This is a genomic window from Vibrio sp. Vb2880 (assembly GCF_033337975.1).
Classification (GTDB): Bacteria; Pseudomonadota; Gammaproteobacteria; order Enterobacterales; family Vibrionaceae; genus Vibrio; species Vibrio alginolyticus.
Map to the genome: position 1 here is coordinate 1 of NZ_JAWORT010000034.1, position 16,086 is coordinate 16,086.

Genomic DNA, 16,086 nt, shown 5'->3' on the forward strand with positions numbered 1-16,086 from the left:
CCCTTGATAGCGACACTGTTACCGCCATCCATAGAGACTGTCGTAGTCCCACCAGCAAGGTCTGCTGATTTAGCATTGTTGCCATAAGGGATAGGGACGACTGGCTTGCCGACCTTAGTTAAACAAACATCTGGGAGCGTTGCATTCGCTTCACCACCTGAGCCTTTATGAACTATCGAAAGTCCATTCGCACCAACTGTTACGCCCATAACCAATCCATTTGAATTTTATTGATTGAATGATAAAAGAGATCGCAAACTGCAATCTCTCTAAATAACTAGTGAATTTCACTAAAAAACCAGTGATATTCACAATAAGCCCTAAAACTGGCAGAAGATCTCATTTTAGATCTCTGGTTATCTATACATTTCAAGCAGTTGCTGAAATTTTAAGTCTATGACGATGTAGGTTGCCGCATACATAAGCGCAAACGTCATCGCACTAAGACTTAAGATCAGCTTGGGTGAAATTACCCTTTTTAACGGCTTCTTTAGATATTTAGCTTTAAGGTTGATTAAAGAAACTTTTTCTTGTTCTGCTAGGCGGTCATCTCGCACTAATCGATAAATGGTGCTGCCAATTTCCGCTAACTTTTCGTTACCACGCTCTTCACGGCCGTACTTGCCTTGGAAACCAAGTTGAAGCAATAAATAGAGAAACTCTATAACGTGACGGTATTTGCGAGGGTCGGCTTTTAAGCGGTCGAGAATAACGAAAAACTTGTCACCACCAGATGTTTCGTTATGGAATTCAGACAGTAAGCTGTTCTGGCTCCAGTGACTATTTGCTCCCCATTCTTGCCGACAAACAGATTCATCAATCGCCGCACACAAGCAGTAACGAATAACAAGAACCGAAGCACGATCGAGCTCCATTTCATTAAGTTTTCGTTCACCTTTTCGAATCTCACGTGCCACTTGTTCACGAAATGGCATCGGGTCATCAAGCCAAGGGATCGAAGACATACAAGACAGACTGGCGATCAACCATGAGAACTGGTCCACTAGCGGGTTAATACCCATGTTATCGATAGATAGATCTTGTACTGCGATGTTTCTCGACAAGTCAGGCGCTGGCATTACCTCCATTGGTTTGCCAGGCTCTGGTTGGAATAAGACTACGGTGACGTCGGTTTCTGCGTAACTCATAGACGAACGGCCCAAAGTTGCAATGATAAGTTAGCGAAATCGCCCGCAACGTGAATCGCAATCGCAGCAGTGTTCTTCAATGCCATCCACTCTTCGCCCGTTTTATCGAGCTCGAAATAGGTGTAGCCAGCGTGATACGGCAGCGCGCGTGGCACAACTGGCATTGGTTTGATCTCAATCCCAGGCAGTTGAAGGTTAATCAAGTCACGTATGTTATCGATAGAACCGATCTTCGTTTGGCTGACAAACTGGGTATGCAGGACATCCAAGGTCACGTCAGCTTTAACTGCGAGGATAAAGGTCGTCGTATCAATGATCTTATTGTCAGGGATTGCTGCCGTTCTGATGCCATAGTTCTGATCTTTTAAGGTCAGTGGAATTGCTCGTTGCTCAGACATCACGCTCAATGTCATTTTCGCACTGTCTAGGACGCGAGAAAGACAGCTAGTAAGATCACCATGATTGTACTTCGTAAACTCAATAGGTCGGCGTGTCGTTGAGCACAGCGTCGAAAGCTCACCTTCTGCCTGAAGAAGAATTCGATACAAAGACTCAGGATGCACAGCTTCTGTGCTTGCGAAATGCCAAAACAAGGGTTCGTATCGGTTGAGCGCTTGCAATAGCATAAAGTCAGAAACCGATGATACGCCTTGTTGATCCACCACCCCTAATCGCTGAACTATCGATTCCGCGCGATGCTTCAACATAGAAGCAAACTCGGTCGCAAATTTACTCAGTACTGTCGACGCATGAATATCGATACAGGTAGGAATGAAACTATCATCTAAGATCACGCTGCCATCAGGCTTCACTTCTGAGATCTTTAAGATCGGAATAGACGTGTAAGCACTCTTATCTTCATGATCGTACATTAAGCAAAAGTTAAGCTTACCGACGACGATATTTGCCATGTCTTCCGAATCATAACAAGCGTCAACCGCTTCTTGAGATTCCATCGTATAGCGCGCACCGTCTTTTTTGGTACCAAACAACTCAGAACGTTCCGATGGTAACGGACAGCACAAATAAACGACTTTATCGGCAATCGAAGGATCTACATCTTTCACTTCAGGCAGCTCGGCAAGCAACGGAAGCTCAAATGGTGTCCGGTCTTGTAAAATACCTTCAGCACGAGTAATACCGATTTTACCCAGTGCTAGTAACTGAGAGTTGATTTCTAAACGTTTAATTCCCCAATGCAAAGGCGATGCATTGGCACTCAGTAGGCTCGATAGTTTACTTTGCGAACGATCGAGTTGTTGAAAATGCTGCGGCTTCATGAACATTCCATCTTGCCAAACAACTGGATTGTATAAAGACATGTTTCTATCCCTTAAAAGTAAACCTGTTCAATGCCGCGAGTGTTATCAGAAATTAACTCACTGCCCTCTAACTTGAGCTTGATGTAGTACTCGCTCTTCTCTTCAATAACTTCCACTTTTCGCCATGACGAACCATCAATATCACGAAAAGCCACTGAAAAACCGACGGCACGAGTGTCAGGGTCTAGCGTTAGCATTTCATGAACTTTTCCACCTGGCTGTATTTGATATTCGTAACGTTTAATGTACTCATCACCCAACGACGCTTTATCGTTTTCAAACAGCGCAAAGAAATCTAAGCTTCGGAACAATACTGGCGAACTTAATTCGTGAAGACGGAGAATAACTGGAGATGACTGGCCCCCATTTCTCACATTGAGTACAGGTGATGCCTCAATAACCAATTCAATCGACGAAGTTTCGGGTGTGATACCAGTGGACTCTTTAAATTGATCCCACATGGAACAACCGGACAACATGGCAAATCCGAGTAATACGGCGATACTACGCATGGTTTCCCTTAATCACTTTGTTATAGTTTTTCTTAATCAGCCCTTTTAAGGATGTTTCATTAAGCAGGCGACGATTATTAGTGTAGAAATCTAGGTATTCGGCCCACAGCTTTGACTTAGTTGAGAACAAAGACTGGCTAGCGACCCTGTTAGCAAATGCTACGGGATCGTTCGTTTCAGACTGTTCTAAAACGAGCTCATTCAGTGCTTTGTTAAACATCACTTGGTGGTCGTTCAGCTCATCGAGCATTTGTTCAACCAGTTCATTTGGAGCCAGTAATTGCTGACTATTCAAAGTGAGCATTAGCTCTGCAATGTTCGAGTTAGCCTCACTCGCACTCTGCTCATCTTTTAACGATTCCACTTCGTGCAACTCTTTCTGTAGGTTATCAATACATAAACGCAAGCAAGTGCCCATTTGCTTGAATAACTGCGCCTCGTTTGTCATCAACTCTGGATTTCGAATACCCAAACCATCAAAAAACGCTTGCGCTATATCTTGAGAGCAAACGGCCGCATCAGTATCGACTTGTGCTTTCGTCGTACTGTTTATCGCATGCTGTGCCGTAGGTATTTGAAGTTGCTGATTAGTGTTAGGAGAAGGCGTAAAAGATTGGGTCATCTCTTCCCATTTTGACCCTGTATTAGCCTGTTCTACGACCATCTCAGTAACATTATGCGTACGATGTTGTCTTTGAATCGTGCTATCTGGGGCTACCGTGCCAGGTTGCATCACCTCAGCTGAGGCAATATCGGCTCTATGTGCCTTACCGTTTTCTGGCGCTAATGCATCATTGACTGATGCGTTACTCTTGGTTTCCGCAGCCATCCAGTCTTCAGGGATTAGGCTTGGCTGATCGAATTCGGAATATATGCTGAAACTGTCATCGACCACCTGACGCGTGCTTTCCACGGTTCTAGGTTGTTCAGATTCTGTACGCTCATTATCACGAATTAAGTAATCGTCATCTCGCTGCATCGAAAAGTTAAGGTGAGCAACAGGATCATGACAATCAATGTCATCCTGTTTAGTCTCCATAAACAAATCTTCTAAGGCACCGACTTTTTCTTCCTCTTCGACAACCGCATCTCCTAGACTAACCAGAGGATCGCTAGATACTCGCTCAGGAGCAATATCAGCGGCGATGTCTAGTGTTGAGGTAACGTGCTCAAGAGAAACACCAATCTCATATTGCCCTAAAGAAATGATGTCGCCATCAACTATCGCAACGGGTTGATTTTTCAGTATTTTATTCCCATTTACCATTGTGCCGTTAGTTGATACGTCACTTATATAGTAGGTATCTCCATACACGCTGAGCAAACAATGAGTGCCCGAGATAAAGCGGTTGTGATCGGCTAAATACACGCTACAGCTTGGGGAACGACCTATCGAACCACCACTTTCAGGCATTTCAATATGCTTTGCACCGGTGTATTCCTCTGGACACTTTGAGATAAATAAAACTAGCTGATTTGAGTACATTTACGAACCTCAAAAGAGCAAAGAAACTGATAGTTCAAGCCCACCAATTCCATCATTTACAACCGGAAGGATATAAGAGGCCTGCGGGATAATTTGTATATGGGCGTCAGGATTACTGCCTAACTTTATAGCAGTACCAAGGGTCACAACCGCACCTAACTCAAACTGGTCGATGTCTTCAACACTCTCATAACGATAGCCCTCTTGGTCTACTTGCCAGCGATTAGAATATTGCGAGTAACCGACAGACAAGCCCGCACCAACATATGGCGTGAAAACACTCCAAGAAGTCAACGCATATTGAGGAACAACACGAAGTTCATAGTTCGTCGCTTCTTGATATAAGCCGTTTGCTGGCGCTTCAATATCTTCTGCTAGATAGTTTAGCCCTAACCACCAACGCCAACGGTTATTGTTTTCATCAATAGGACGAGTATGAACCAAGCCGAACCTAAGCGTATCCTGCTCACCACTTTTACCTTCATCGTATTTAATGCTATCGATAGTCAACATACTGGTAGAGAGTCCATATCGCTCCCCTTTTGCCATTGCAACAGAAGAAAATAGACACATGGCTGAAATCAGCCCAATTTGACTTGGTTTTAGCATTTCGTCCCTCTAGGAAAACCGATATTCTACTTAGAAGCGAAAGATATCAATTATATTCTCTTTTTCAATAAGCCTAAAAAAACACCTATAATTTAATACATTTCAACTATCAGGTTGGTTGTTTTACCTACAAACAAAAACTAAAGAACCGACTACAGATTAAGTGACGAGACAGTAAATCTTTCTATTTAAATAGAAGTAACAGAATTTGATTGCTAATTGAACAAAACGTAATCTCCGATAACAATTTAGTTACTTTTTAATCAACGTTCTCATCTTCATATATAAGTTTCTTCTTATAAATAGACTTAACTATTGATATTAATATTATGAACAAAGATCACACTAAAAGTAATTTAATTTCTTTTAATGAATTTTTATTATCTAATCCGCTTATTTTGTCTATAGAATTGCGGCAGATGTGCACTGCTTATAATTTAATATAACAGTAGTGAAATCCTATATAACTTAATACTTCTATATGATCAGTTGGAACTTTCTTTATGTTTTTTACCGACTTCGCTCGAAGACCAATCGATGAAAATAACCCAAGCGGCTCTAATCCTAATGGTTCTGAGGATTTTGACGAAATTAAACGTCAAATAAACAACCTGAATAAAGTCACAGGGAGAGTCTCGTGGAAAACGGTTCAAACACTCTCAAAAAAGATCTTGAGTACCCAAGCGAAAGACCTACGTTGTTGCTGTTACTTTACCGTTGCGTCAACCTATAACGACGGCTTAAGAGGCCTTGTTGAAGGGTTAAACTCAATACTTGATGTGTGTGTCGTATATTGGTTCAACGCGTATCCAGAGCATTCAAAGTCAAAGGCACGAATGAGCGCTATTGAATGGATGGTAGAGCATACTGAAAAACGAATTAATAAGCATCGAGCGTTACCAGAAGAGCTTCCATTGATAGAGGCAGCACATCAATTATGCTTGAGGATTGAGGAAGAGCTTCGTCTTCATTACGGTATTGAAGCGCCGTCATTAGGTCGCATTCGCCGTATTTTGAATCAATGGATTGAGCAGATAAAAGAACAACAGATTGCGGCTGAGTTACGCGAGAAAAAACAAGCCAACACTAGCGCTTCTGCAACAACGCAGAAGGCACCTGAAATTAAAGTGAATGTGTCTCCCTCTCCGGCACCGGTGTCATCACCCAACCTAAATAGCCAAGAGAAAGCATCACCGGCAAAGTCTGGTCGATTTATGATCTACTTCGTTATTGGTTTGATTGTTACTGCGATATGTTCACATTTCATGTACGAGCAACAACGTTATCGAACATTGGAACAAAAAATTAATCAAGCTTCACTTAATGAACTTGTAAATTTGGTCGCCTCGTTAGATTACGAAAATAAAAAATATGCTCAGTCATTGAAAACGCAGGCCATTAATCGTGTCGATATTATGATGAATAACTGGTTTTTAGACTCGGCAAAAGTAAGTAACGTCAGCGAGCTCGATAGCTTGACCAATGAATTAATCGCAATCTATCCGGATTCGTCTTCTGCACAGCAGCTACGTCAAAACTTTTTGACACAGAGCGCCCATTTAGAAGACCAGTTTATGGATGTTTATAAGCGATTCTCAGACGCAAGAACGGTGTTTGCCAACGTAGCTAGACAGAATGTAGATAAGAACTCTGAAAAGGCGTACGAATACAGTAACTCGTTATTCCCGCTTTTAGGTCGTATTGAATACGCTGAAAAGTATTCACAGCAAAAGGAAATTGACCGCGCAACCCTTTTACTGAACATCTACCTATATAAATTGAGTCAGCTACAAGCTGAAAAAACTGACAATAAATAACAATACAATTAAAGAAGTTTTAGGCTTATGTTCAAACAAAAACTGTTTAGAAATCCAGTGGTGATTTCTACTATATTGATGTTTTTAGTGGCTGCAATTATCACCACTATTTATCTGCTTTTTCTTGACGAAATCGATCAACTTTATCTTTGGCTGACCCTTGGTGCTATCGCCATTGTTTACGTCACTTTTCAATTCACATTATGGTTGAAGAAAAAGAACAACGCTAAAGCTCAACATTTGGAAACCGAGGAAGAAGCACTTTCTATGGTTATCCAGCCTCTTCTTGCTAACTCAGGTAAGAAACCAATTTACCTGATGCTTGGTAATAAAGGGTCAGGGCGACGTCAATTTTTATTTAATTCTAGTGCAATTAAACCGATGGATCGCACTAGGACCGCTAAGAATGACTTTTTTGAATGGTACGAATCTGACAGCGCTGTATACATCAAACCAGACCAACGCTTAGTGTTCCAGGAAGTATCAAGCAGTGATGCTTCTTTATGGAATACGTTCATTGAAGAAGTTATTCATCATCGACCTCGAAAGCCATTTTCAGGCTGTCTATTCTTCACCGATTTCGAGTTCATGATCGTCTCTGAGCCAGAACAAAAAGAGTACACCATTTCGTCGTTATTGGCGCGCTTGAGTACCATCAACTCTAAAACGTCTTCAGCATTGCCAATCTATTTGATTATGTCAAAGCTAGACAAGTTAGATGGCTTTAAAGAATACATGCACTTTAGCTCTCTCAAGACACGTGTTGAGTTCCTCTCTATCCCACTAAAAGAAGCCAAAGGTGTATTTGCAGAGTACTACCGCGATAGCTATCGAAATCTAGTGAGAGTGCTTGAAAGTAATGCGCTAGATGCATCCGCTAATTCAACGGACATTGATGAGAAACAAGCAATACTCGCTTTCCCTAAGCAGTTTGAGCTATGTCAGTCTGAGGTCAGCTATGTGCTTGAGAGTCTATGTGATGTTAACAACGGTGTCTATTCACTAGACATCCGTGAGATTTTCTTTAGTTCGAGTCTGCAAGGCGGTCGCAAGTACAATTTACTTGCAAAAAGTTGTAGTAATTACTTCAACTTACCTATTATCGCGTCAGAGCATACTCAGTTAACAGAAACGCCTTATTTCTCTCGCTTTCTGATTGATTCACAAATATTGCCGGAAAGCGACTTTGCGGGCGAAAACAAGACGTATCTTCGTCTAATTCAGAGACAAAGCCGTTTGGCAATACTCGGCTCTATTATCCTGCTTACTGGGGGCAGTTACTTCTTTTTCACGACATTAGACAGTAACTTACATGTGATGAATCAACTCTTGAGTATCGATGACAAATCACAAGTGGAGCAAGATGCAAAATTCAATGAGCTTTTAGCGAAGGCGACGAAAGCAATAGAGCCTTCTTATGGGGCGTGGCTTAAAGGTTCTAAGGCTTTGGATGAAGAGATATTACCGCTCAACATTAGCCGTTTGGATCAAAGCACTCGCATCGCTTACGAAGCATTACTTAAGGACGTTGCTCAACAGTTGATACCTCTCATTGAGAAAGGTTACCGTCTACAACTGACACAAAATCAAAACACTTTTACACGCGCTTTACCTCTATTGAAGGGGTATCTAATGCTAAACGATCCAACAAAGCGTGATATCCGTTTTTTGCGTCATCAAACTCTCCAAATGATGAACGATTTAAGCAACCAAAGTGACGTCGTCAATCAGGCGATGCGCTATTTGGACGCTTACTTTCGCACACAGTTTGATCCAATTGATATCAATATGGATCTTGTTCGCGCAACACGTCGCTCACTGCTAGCAAATTCGAATGTTGATCTCGTTTATGCAGGTATTTTAAACGAAGCAAATTCGATTGATTTAGGAACCCTAGATCTGCAACGAGCTGTGGGTTTCGAGTTTAGCAATGTATTCAACACACCAATCGATAGTGAACGCTTGATCGTAGATAAGATCTATACCTCCACTGGCTTTAGCACTTTTTATCGACCACGCGTGGACCTAATGTCACAACAAGTCATCAGTGACAACTGGGTTTTAGGTCTGTCACAACACGTTATTCCTACTAGTGATGAACAAGAAGCCTTCAAAGAGGAAGTACGTAAAAAATATACTGACGACTACATCAGTAATTGGCGCAATGCGCTGAGTGAACTAAAAGTCCAGAACTATGACAATGTCGGCGATCTAACGAACGCGATAGACTTAATCTCGGGCCCTTCTTCACCAATGACAACCGTACTGAAGCAGGTCTATGCCAACACACAATTTTCACCCGTTGGTGAAAAAAATGCTCTGATTTCAAAGCTAGACCCGAAACTCGTGGCAGCGGCAGACTCCGCATCAGACGCAGTAGAGGAAGTAGTTAAGCCTGATTACTTGTTGATGAAACGTGTTGAACAAGCTTTTCACTTATTAAACCAACTTCAGGTCAGTGAAACACCAAACTCCCCTACTCCTTGGGATGAGACCGTAACTGCGCTAAGCCGTGTTCGCACGTATATGAAAGACATTGCTGATGCACCTGACCCGCAAATGGCGGCGCTAGCGGCAGCTCAGCATCGAATGAACAGCAGTGAAGCTGATCCATTAATAAAACTTAAACAGATTGCCCAAAAATCACCGGAACCCGTTCGTAGCTGGTTGTTAGATGTGGTTCAACAAAGCTGGTCAGTCATGATTAAAGAGTCCGCTAAAGGCATTCAAACCCAATGGTACAGCGAGATTTACACCAAGTTTAAAGAGATAGGGCTAGGACGATACCCATTTGATCTAACAGCGACCGAGGAAATCTCAATTGAAGATTTTGAATTACTGTTTGCTTCTGGTGGCTTGTTAGACACATTTATTCAGAAAAATTTTGCACCGTTCTACGATACCAATTTGTGGACGCCAAAACAGGTGGATGGCGAGACGATGCCAATCTCTCCGGCTCTGTTAGTGCAACTGCGTAACTATAACGTTATTCGAGACACATTAATTAATAAAAGCACTAACCGCGTTCATATTCCGTTTAGTGCAAGAGTACTCGATCTTGATTCTAGTGCGATTAGAGCGAGCTTAAAAATTGCAGATACCAATATAAGTTACTACCACGGTCCAAGCCGCATTCGTGAAATGGCATGGCCTCCGCAAAATGGTGACTTCAATATTAGTATCACACTCCAGGATGTAACCGATGAAGGCAGACAGCACGTTTTAAATAAGAGTGGTCAATGGGCGATATACAGATTGCTAGGTGACTCGACCTTGACAAACACTCATAACGGCAGCTTTGTCAGTGACATAAAAGTGTCAGGGAGGGACTTGAGCTTACGCATCACTCCGTTGACACAGAAAAACCCATTCACTCTTGCTGAGCTGTATAACTTTACACTCCCAGAGTCGATTTAATAACAATATAAAAACAAAATAGGCAGAACACATGATTTCAAACATGACTTTACAAGGTTTAGATAAATTAGATCGAAAAATACTTTCAAGTCTATTGTCGAATGGGCGAGAGTCGATTGCGAATCTATCCCGAAACATTGGTTTGTCTCGAACAGCAGTAGCAGAAAGAATTAATCGTTTAGAAAAGACCGGTATTATCAAAGGCTATACCGCACAGATTCGCGTAGAAAATGAAGGGCGAAAAGCCGCTAGTTATCTACTGATCTCTTGTGAAAAGGGTAAGAAGAATGATGTAACGAATGCACTTAAAGAAATCCCTGAGGTTCGCTTAACGAGCGTTGTTGGTGGCAACTTTGATATTATTGCCCTAATTGAAGCGCCCGACCTGCAGTCTATTCATCATCTTTGTAATGAAATTGAATCATTTAACGGCATTCAAAGGCTTGATACTACCGTTGTACTGCATCAGCCGATCAGTCGTTAAGCTTTTCTGACCTCTTTGAGGAAAACATAAAGGGCCGCTCGTTGAGCGGCTTTCTTATATGCTTCCGATAAGTCGAATTTTGGCGTCTTTATCCCCTGGGTTGCCTAGCCAGAACGTTTGACCTAGTTGGTTCCCTTCTCCATTACCCAGTTTGTTTTCTGGAATACTGTCTAGGTTAACTGTCAACTTTAGGTCCCACGACATTGGGTCACGCAGAATAAAGCGCATCAAGCCCACCAGCGTCTTATGTAACTCACCATCGTAGGAAAACTGCTTAAACGTTTCAAAATCAATGTTGTCGATACACAAGTTAAACTTGCCGTTCAAATCCGCAATGCTTTGTCCCAAGTGTAAGCTTTGCCCCAATATACAATTGGAACGATTGAGTTTGTTACGCTGGCTTTCAGCGATTTCTACGCGTCTATAAACCCATTCTTCGATTCGCACATTCGGCAGTGAAAAGTAGTGCGAAACAATACCGGAAATAAGCTTAGGTGAACGTGTACGCGTAGATAACTGGTTCACGTAAGACAGAACCTTCGCTCGATCTAACTCCGCTACTTCACAATCTTGCATAACGCTAGAAAGACCAGCCAAATGCAGTATGCGCCCAGAAAAAGCATCGCTTGCCCCGCTTTTGTACTGCACGTGATATCGGTATTTCTTCCAAACACGATACAGTAAGCTTGTATAGCGGTTGTGGAAAAAGTCGAAGAAATCCTTCACTGGGTTATCATCGGGATCACGACCGACGAGTTTCTCAGTGTAAGACGCAGGTAGGGGCGAGCTTGAACCATGCAAGCCAAGAAAGTTCGTCTCAATACGTGAATATTGCTGTCCGTTTCTTTCCATATGAGTAATAAAGTCCATATCACTCTTTGGAAAGGACAGGTTTGGCGACACGCTGAACTCAATTCGCTCTTGATGGAAGTATTTGTTCTCGCCCACGGCAACAAAATTTGAGTTTGGCTCCAGCTGGTAGTGTTTCTCTAACAGCAACACCGCTTGGTAGAAACTAAACTCATTCGACTTATCAGAAAGTGTGTTAATCATAGTATCGTCTGCTGCCCGATTAGGCTTGCCCAGTTGTAAACCTCGCCCGTCGCTTCATCGAACACCTCTAGTTCGGTAAAGGAGTTCACACTCGAATATAAACGGATAAATTCATTCAATACCGTGGCCATAAGGAACATATCGCCTTCATTTACGAAGAACTTAGAGTCCGTCACGAGCTTGAATTGGTTACCACGCACAGATACACCACGAAATACGCGATCGATTGGTTTCATCTCTGAAGAAATAATGCCATCAAGTCGATGAATCGACGCGCGGTGGGCTTGTCTATCGACTCGAGAGTGGAAGTCGTAAGTCGAGAGCAACACTTTCAACACATCGATATTGGCCAAAGACAAGTAGTTGAGCGACATGTTGGCAATCAACTGCCATTGAAGTTCACCATTAACCTGAGGACTTACTGACTGTGTTGGCTTAGTAATGTTTTTAAACGTCGCATACGTTGGCGACTTGTGCGTCGCGTACGTGATATCTCCTACTGACAGGCGCTCCGCTAAGTCCGCGTTACTGCATTGCAGTTTCATCAATACTGTTTCAGTCCCTAAATCCGCAATGTCACCATTGTGAGTATGGAATGAGATATAGCGCTCTAACCCTCTCCCACTTACTCGCTCGCCCACTTTGGATTTGTAGAACTCTCGCTTATCACGCTGGTTGATTTGGTGCTCAAACGATTCAAATTCAATCAGTGGTTTTCGGCGACGCTCGTCTTTACTCCAGCTCTCCACTTGCTCAATGGAATAAACCTCGTAATGCTCCTGAGTGTTACTTTGTGGACGCACCTTGTACTCGTTTCGTCGATGCTCTAAACGGATTGGATCGCCGTCTTTTTCAAACAAGTTAACGGCAGGTGTGCAGTGCAACCTTAAGTGTTTATCTTTAAGCACCACCTCTGAAGGCAAAGCACGCTTAAAGTGGAATTTGATTTTGACCGTGCTGCGCTGTGGAATGCCTTTTAGCCACTCTAAGCCTTTAATGTCGAAGAACATGAACTTATCTGGCAAAGAGAAGAATTCTTGCAGCAAACGGTAGCCTGCAAAGGAATTTTTGCTGTAAGGCAGCAGCGCCTCGTCCTCTTCATGCCCGACTGGCTTAACGTATTCTGGCCCTAAACGATGTTTGTAGCCGCCACCAACATCCAACTCGACGTAATCTAGATAACGGAACAGCCATAAGAAGACAGTGCGAGTAATATGAATCTCACCATGCAGGTGCAAACGCAACGTATCTAAACCGATACGAGACAGTTCCAGGCCATGCTCCGTCGATAACGTCACATCAATCATCGAACTGGTGCGGCTGTTAGTTTGTTCGATGTTAGTAATCGTAACTGGGTATAGATTGACGTCATAACAAGTACGGAACAAACACTGCGTGCCTTCTACCTGTTCGCTGGCCATTTCCGCACCACGTTTCACCACGGTTTTCTCAGTAACACTTCCGGTATGCGGTTTTAGTTCGCTAATACACAAAGACGGAATCGAACGCATGTAATGTGGCCACAGCAAAGTCATCAGAGATTGCGTTAGCTCAGGAAGTTCATCGTCAATCTTTTCGCGGATGCGTCCGGTCAAAAAAGCAAAACCTTCCAGCAGTCGTTCGACATCTGGATCAAAAGTTCCTTCAGAGAGAAAGTGAGTTAACTTCGGATGATATTTGGCAAACTCACTACCCGACTCGCGTAAATACGTGAGTTCATCTTGAAAGTATTTACTGTTACTCAAGTGGCACCTACTAAACGTTAAATTGGCCGTCGGTTCCCATGTAGACATCGATCGACATTGGGACTTTACCGCCGTTATGGGAAACTTCGCCGCGAATACCAAAGCCGAGTTGTAATGGATTATGGTGGTCTTCACGGTAGTGAACCTCGACATTCAGCAGTCGGGGCTCAAAGCGTTCTATGGTTGACGTGATGTTTTTTTGAATATGGCGAACGAGGTTCGTGTTGTTAGAAAGTACGTCGTTAAAATCTGGCAGACCATACTCATTGTCGATCATTGCGTTGCCGGAATGCGTATTCAACAAGTCAGCGAGATGCGAGTGAATGGATTCAATCAAATGCTTATGAGACACCACTTTCTCGTAGCAGTTTTTTGGTTCTCCTAGCTCGATCCGCTCTAAAAGACGGTAACCTTTTTCCATATGCGATCCTACGAAAAAAGCAGCCAGTCTTCACTGGCTGCTTGATGGTTTCAGTAATGGGTTATTGGTCTAGCTTACCAACTAGAGACAAGTCGAAGCTTGCGCCCATGTACTTGAAGTGAGGACGTACAGACATCGATACTTTGTACCAGCCTGGATCGCCTTCTACGTCTGATACTTCAACCTTCGCAGCGCGAAGTGGGCGGCGACCACGAACTTCCGCTGGCGGGTTCTCTTGGTCAGAAACGTATTGACGAATCCACTTGTTCAATTCGATTTCTAGGTCAGAACGCTCTTTCCAAGAACCAATTTGCTCACGCTGTAGCACTTTGATGTAGTGCGCTAAACGGTTGATAATGAACATGTAAGGAAGCTGAGTACCTAGCTTGTAGTTCATCTCTGCTTGTTTGCCTTCCGGCGTATTCGCAAACACTTTCGGCTTTTGAACAGAGTTTGCAGAGAAGAACGCCGCGTTGTCAGAACCTTTACGCATGGTTAGCGCAATGAAGCCTTCTTCCGCTAGCTCGTACTCACGACGGTCAGAAACCAGGATCTCGGTTGGGATCTTAGTCTCGATTTGACCCATAGCTTCAAAGTTGTAAACAGGTAGATCTTGTACAGTACCACCGCTTTGAGGGCCAATAATGTTCGGACACCAACGGTACTTAGCAAATGATTCACTGATCTTAGACGCCATCGCGTACGCTGAGTTACCCCATAGGTAGTTATCATGGCTGTCTGTCACTTGCTCATCGTAGTCAAACGCCTTAATTGGGTTGTCTTCAACAGAGTAAGGCGTACGTAGCATAAAGCGAGATGTACATAGACCTAGGTAACGTGCATCTTCGTGCTCACGCAGACCACGCCATTTCGCGTACTGTGGACCTTCAAATACAGACTTCAGATCTTTTAGGTTTGGCAGCTCTTCGTAGCTGTCTAGGCCAAAGAATTTAGCCGATGCAGACGTGATGAATGGTGCGTGAGACATTGCACCTACGTTAGCCATGTATTCCATCAATTTGATGTCAGGCGACGAAGCTGACATAGCGTAATCACAAATGACGGCGCCAACAGGTTTACCACCGAACTGCCCGTATTCACGTGTGTAGATTTGCTTGTACAGGCCAGACTTCACCACCTCTGGAGCGTCTTCGAAGTCATCAAGAACTTCGTCTTTCTTCGCAGAGATCAGTTCGATTTGAATGTTCTCGCGGAAGTCAGTGTGATCAACCAGGTACTTAAGGCCACGCCACGTTGATTCAATCGCTTGAACTTCTTCGTTATGAAGAATTGCATCAACTTGCTTAGACAATTTTTGGTCGATTTCAGAGATCATCAGATCAACCAGAGATTGGTCGACTTTCTCTGTGTTCGAACTGCTTAGTAGCTCACTGATGAATGCTTCTACGCCGCGTTTTGCAACGTCAAAACCTTCATCACTTGGCTTTAAACGTGTTTCGTTAAGAATGCTATCCAGAAGTGAGCCTGATTCCACTAAGGCTGCTTCTTGTTCTGGCGCTTGTGCTTCTGCAGACATGATATCCCTTACTCTTCTTTCGCGTCTTGGTCGTTGCCAATGCTTAGTTCATCCAACAGTTTCTTTCTCGCTTCTTCATCTTGAAGAACCGATGCGATCTTCTTACGGAACGCAGGAACATTTCCTAGAGGACCTTTCAGTGCAACCAAGGCTTCGCGAAGCTCAAGTAGGCTGTTTAGTTCAGGTACACTTTTCGCGATCGCTTCAGGAGAGAAGTCCTTCATATTTTGGAACGTCAGATCAACACCAATCTGGCCGCCTTCTTCATCAGAAAGACGGTTTTCAACGTTGACTTTAACGTTTGGAGACATGCCCTCTAGCACTTCGTTAAAGTTGTCTTTGTCGATGTTAATTGGAGTACGTTCTTCAATTGGTGTCTCATCTGCACGCGCAGTAAAGTCGCCAACTACCATCATGCTTAGCGGCAGCTCTACGTCTTCTTGCGTATCGCCAGTTGCTGGAACATAACGGATATTAATTCGCTCTTTAGGAGCCACCGAGCCGTCACGTGACATAATTCGTTCCTTATCTAACT

Annotated in this window: 14 protein-coding genes; 3 read left to right on the forward strand and 11 right to left on the reverse strand. The window is 43.3% G+C overall.

Features of this window, described 5'->3' with window-relative positions; all coding sequences use genetic code 11:
* From R7M92_RS22960 to R7M92_RS22985, 6 genes are all read right to left on the reverse strand, one after another.
* A partial coding sequence (locus R7M92_RS22960) for a PAAR-like domain-containing protein (RefSeq protein ID WP_169617474.1) occupies positions 1-209 on the reverse strand: 209 nt, incomplete at its 3' end.
* A 147-nt stretch (positions 210-356) separates the two neighbouring features.
* Entirely contained in the window at positions 357-1,148 is a 792-nt protein-coding gene (gene icmH / locus R7M92_RS22965) for a type IVB secretion system protein IcmH/DotU (RefSeq protein WP_005373354.1), read from the reverse strand.
* On the reverse strand, positions 1,145-2,470 hold the full coding sequence (gene tssK, locus R7M92_RS22970; protein WP_005373357.1) for a type VI secretion system baseplate subunit TssK: 1,326 nt from the start codon (positions 2,468-2,470) through the stop codon (positions 1,145-1,147). The genes icmH and tssK overlap by 4 nt, the downstream gene beginning before the upstream one ends.
* Before the next feature lie 11 nt (positions 2,471-2,481).
* Positions 2,482-2,982, reverse strand: a complete 501-nt coding sequence (gene tssJ, locus R7M92_RS22975; protein ID WP_213874283.1) for a type VI secretion system lipoprotein TssJ — start codon at positions 2,980-2,982, stop codon at positions 2,482-2,484.
* A complete protein-coding gene (locus R7M92_RS22980) occupies positions 2,975-4,468 on the reverse strand; it encodes a type VI secretion system-associated FHA domain protein (protein WP_318134396.1) in 1,494 nt (497 codons plus the stop codon). The genes tssJ and R7M92_RS22980 overlap by 8 nt, the downstream gene beginning before the upstream one ends.
* 9 nt (positions 4,469-4,477) lie before the next feature.
* On the reverse strand, positions 4,478-5,077 hold the full coding sequence (locus R7M92_RS22985) for a hypothetical protein (RefSeq protein ID WP_017633753.1): 600 nt from the start codon (positions 5,075-5,077) through the stop codon (positions 4,478-4,480).
* Positions 5,078-5,580: 503 nt separating this feature from the next.
* Between R7M92_RS22985 and R7M92_RS22990 the strand changes: the two genes are divergently transcribed.
* From R7M92_RS22990 to R7M92_RS23000, 3 genes are read left to right on the forward strand one after another with little or no spacing between them, the layout of a single operon-like run.
* Positions 5,581-6,894, forward strand: coding sequence for a type VI secretion system ImpA family N-terminal domain-containing protein (locus R7M92_RS22990; RefSeq protein WP_171345599.1), 1,314 nt, complete (start codon positions 5,581-5,583; stop codon positions 6,892-6,894).
* Between the two features lie 27 nt (positions 6,895-6,921).
* A complete protein-coding gene (tssM, locus tag R7M92_RS22995) occupies positions 6,922-10,311 on the forward strand; it encodes a type VI secretion system membrane subunit TssM (RefSeq protein ID WP_318134398.1) in 3,390 nt (1,129 codons plus the stop codon).
* A gap of 31 nt (positions 10,312-10,342) precedes the next feature.
* Complete coding sequence (locus R7M92_RS23000; protein WP_005373369.1) at positions 10,343-10,795, forward strand: Lrp/AsnC family transcriptional regulator; 453 nt, start codon at positions 10,343-10,345, stop codon at positions 10,793-10,795.
* 54 nt (positions 10,796-10,849) lie between these two features.
* Here the strand turns inward: R7M92_RS23000 and tssG are convergent, their stop codons facing one another.
* From tssG to tssB, 5 genes are all read right to left on the reverse strand, one after another.
* The gene (gene tssG, locus R7M92_RS23005; RefSeq protein ID WP_258656426.1) at positions 10,850-11,848 is read right to left on the reverse strand and encodes a type VI secretion system baseplate subunit TssG; all 999 of its coding nucleotides are present in this window, start codon (positions 11,846-11,848) and stop codon (positions 10,850-10,852) included.
* Entirely contained in the window at positions 11,845-13,593 is a 1,749-nt protein-coding gene (gene tssF, locus R7M92_RS23010; RefSeq protein ID WP_042523535.1) for a type VI secretion system baseplate subunit TssF, read from the reverse strand. Before tssF ends, tssG begins: the two co-directional genes overlap by 4 nt.
* Positions 13,594-13,603: 10 nt before the next feature.
* Positions 13,604-14,014, reverse strand: coding sequence for a type VI secretion system baseplate subunit TssE (tssE, locus tag R7M92_RS23015; RefSeq protein ID WP_005373376.1), 411 nt, complete (start codon positions 14,012-14,014; stop codon positions 13,604-13,606).
* A gap of 61 nt (positions 14,015-14,075) precedes the next feature.
* Positions 14,076-15,551 carry a type VI secretion system contractile sheath large subunit gene (gene tssC / locus R7M92_RS23020; RefSeq protein WP_005373378.1) on the reverse strand — a complete coding sequence of 492 codons (1,476 nt, stop codon included), beginning with the start codon at positions 15,549-15,551 and terminating at the stop codon, positions 14,076-14,078.
* Between the two features lie 8 nt (positions 15,552-15,559).
* On the reverse strand, positions 15,560-16,066 hold the full coding sequence (tssB, locus tag R7M92_RS23025) for a type VI secretion system contractile sheath small subunit (protein ID WP_005373381.1): 507 nt from the start codon (positions 16,064-16,066) through the stop codon (positions 15,560-15,562).
* Positions 16,067-16,086 lie beyond the last annotated feature (20 nt).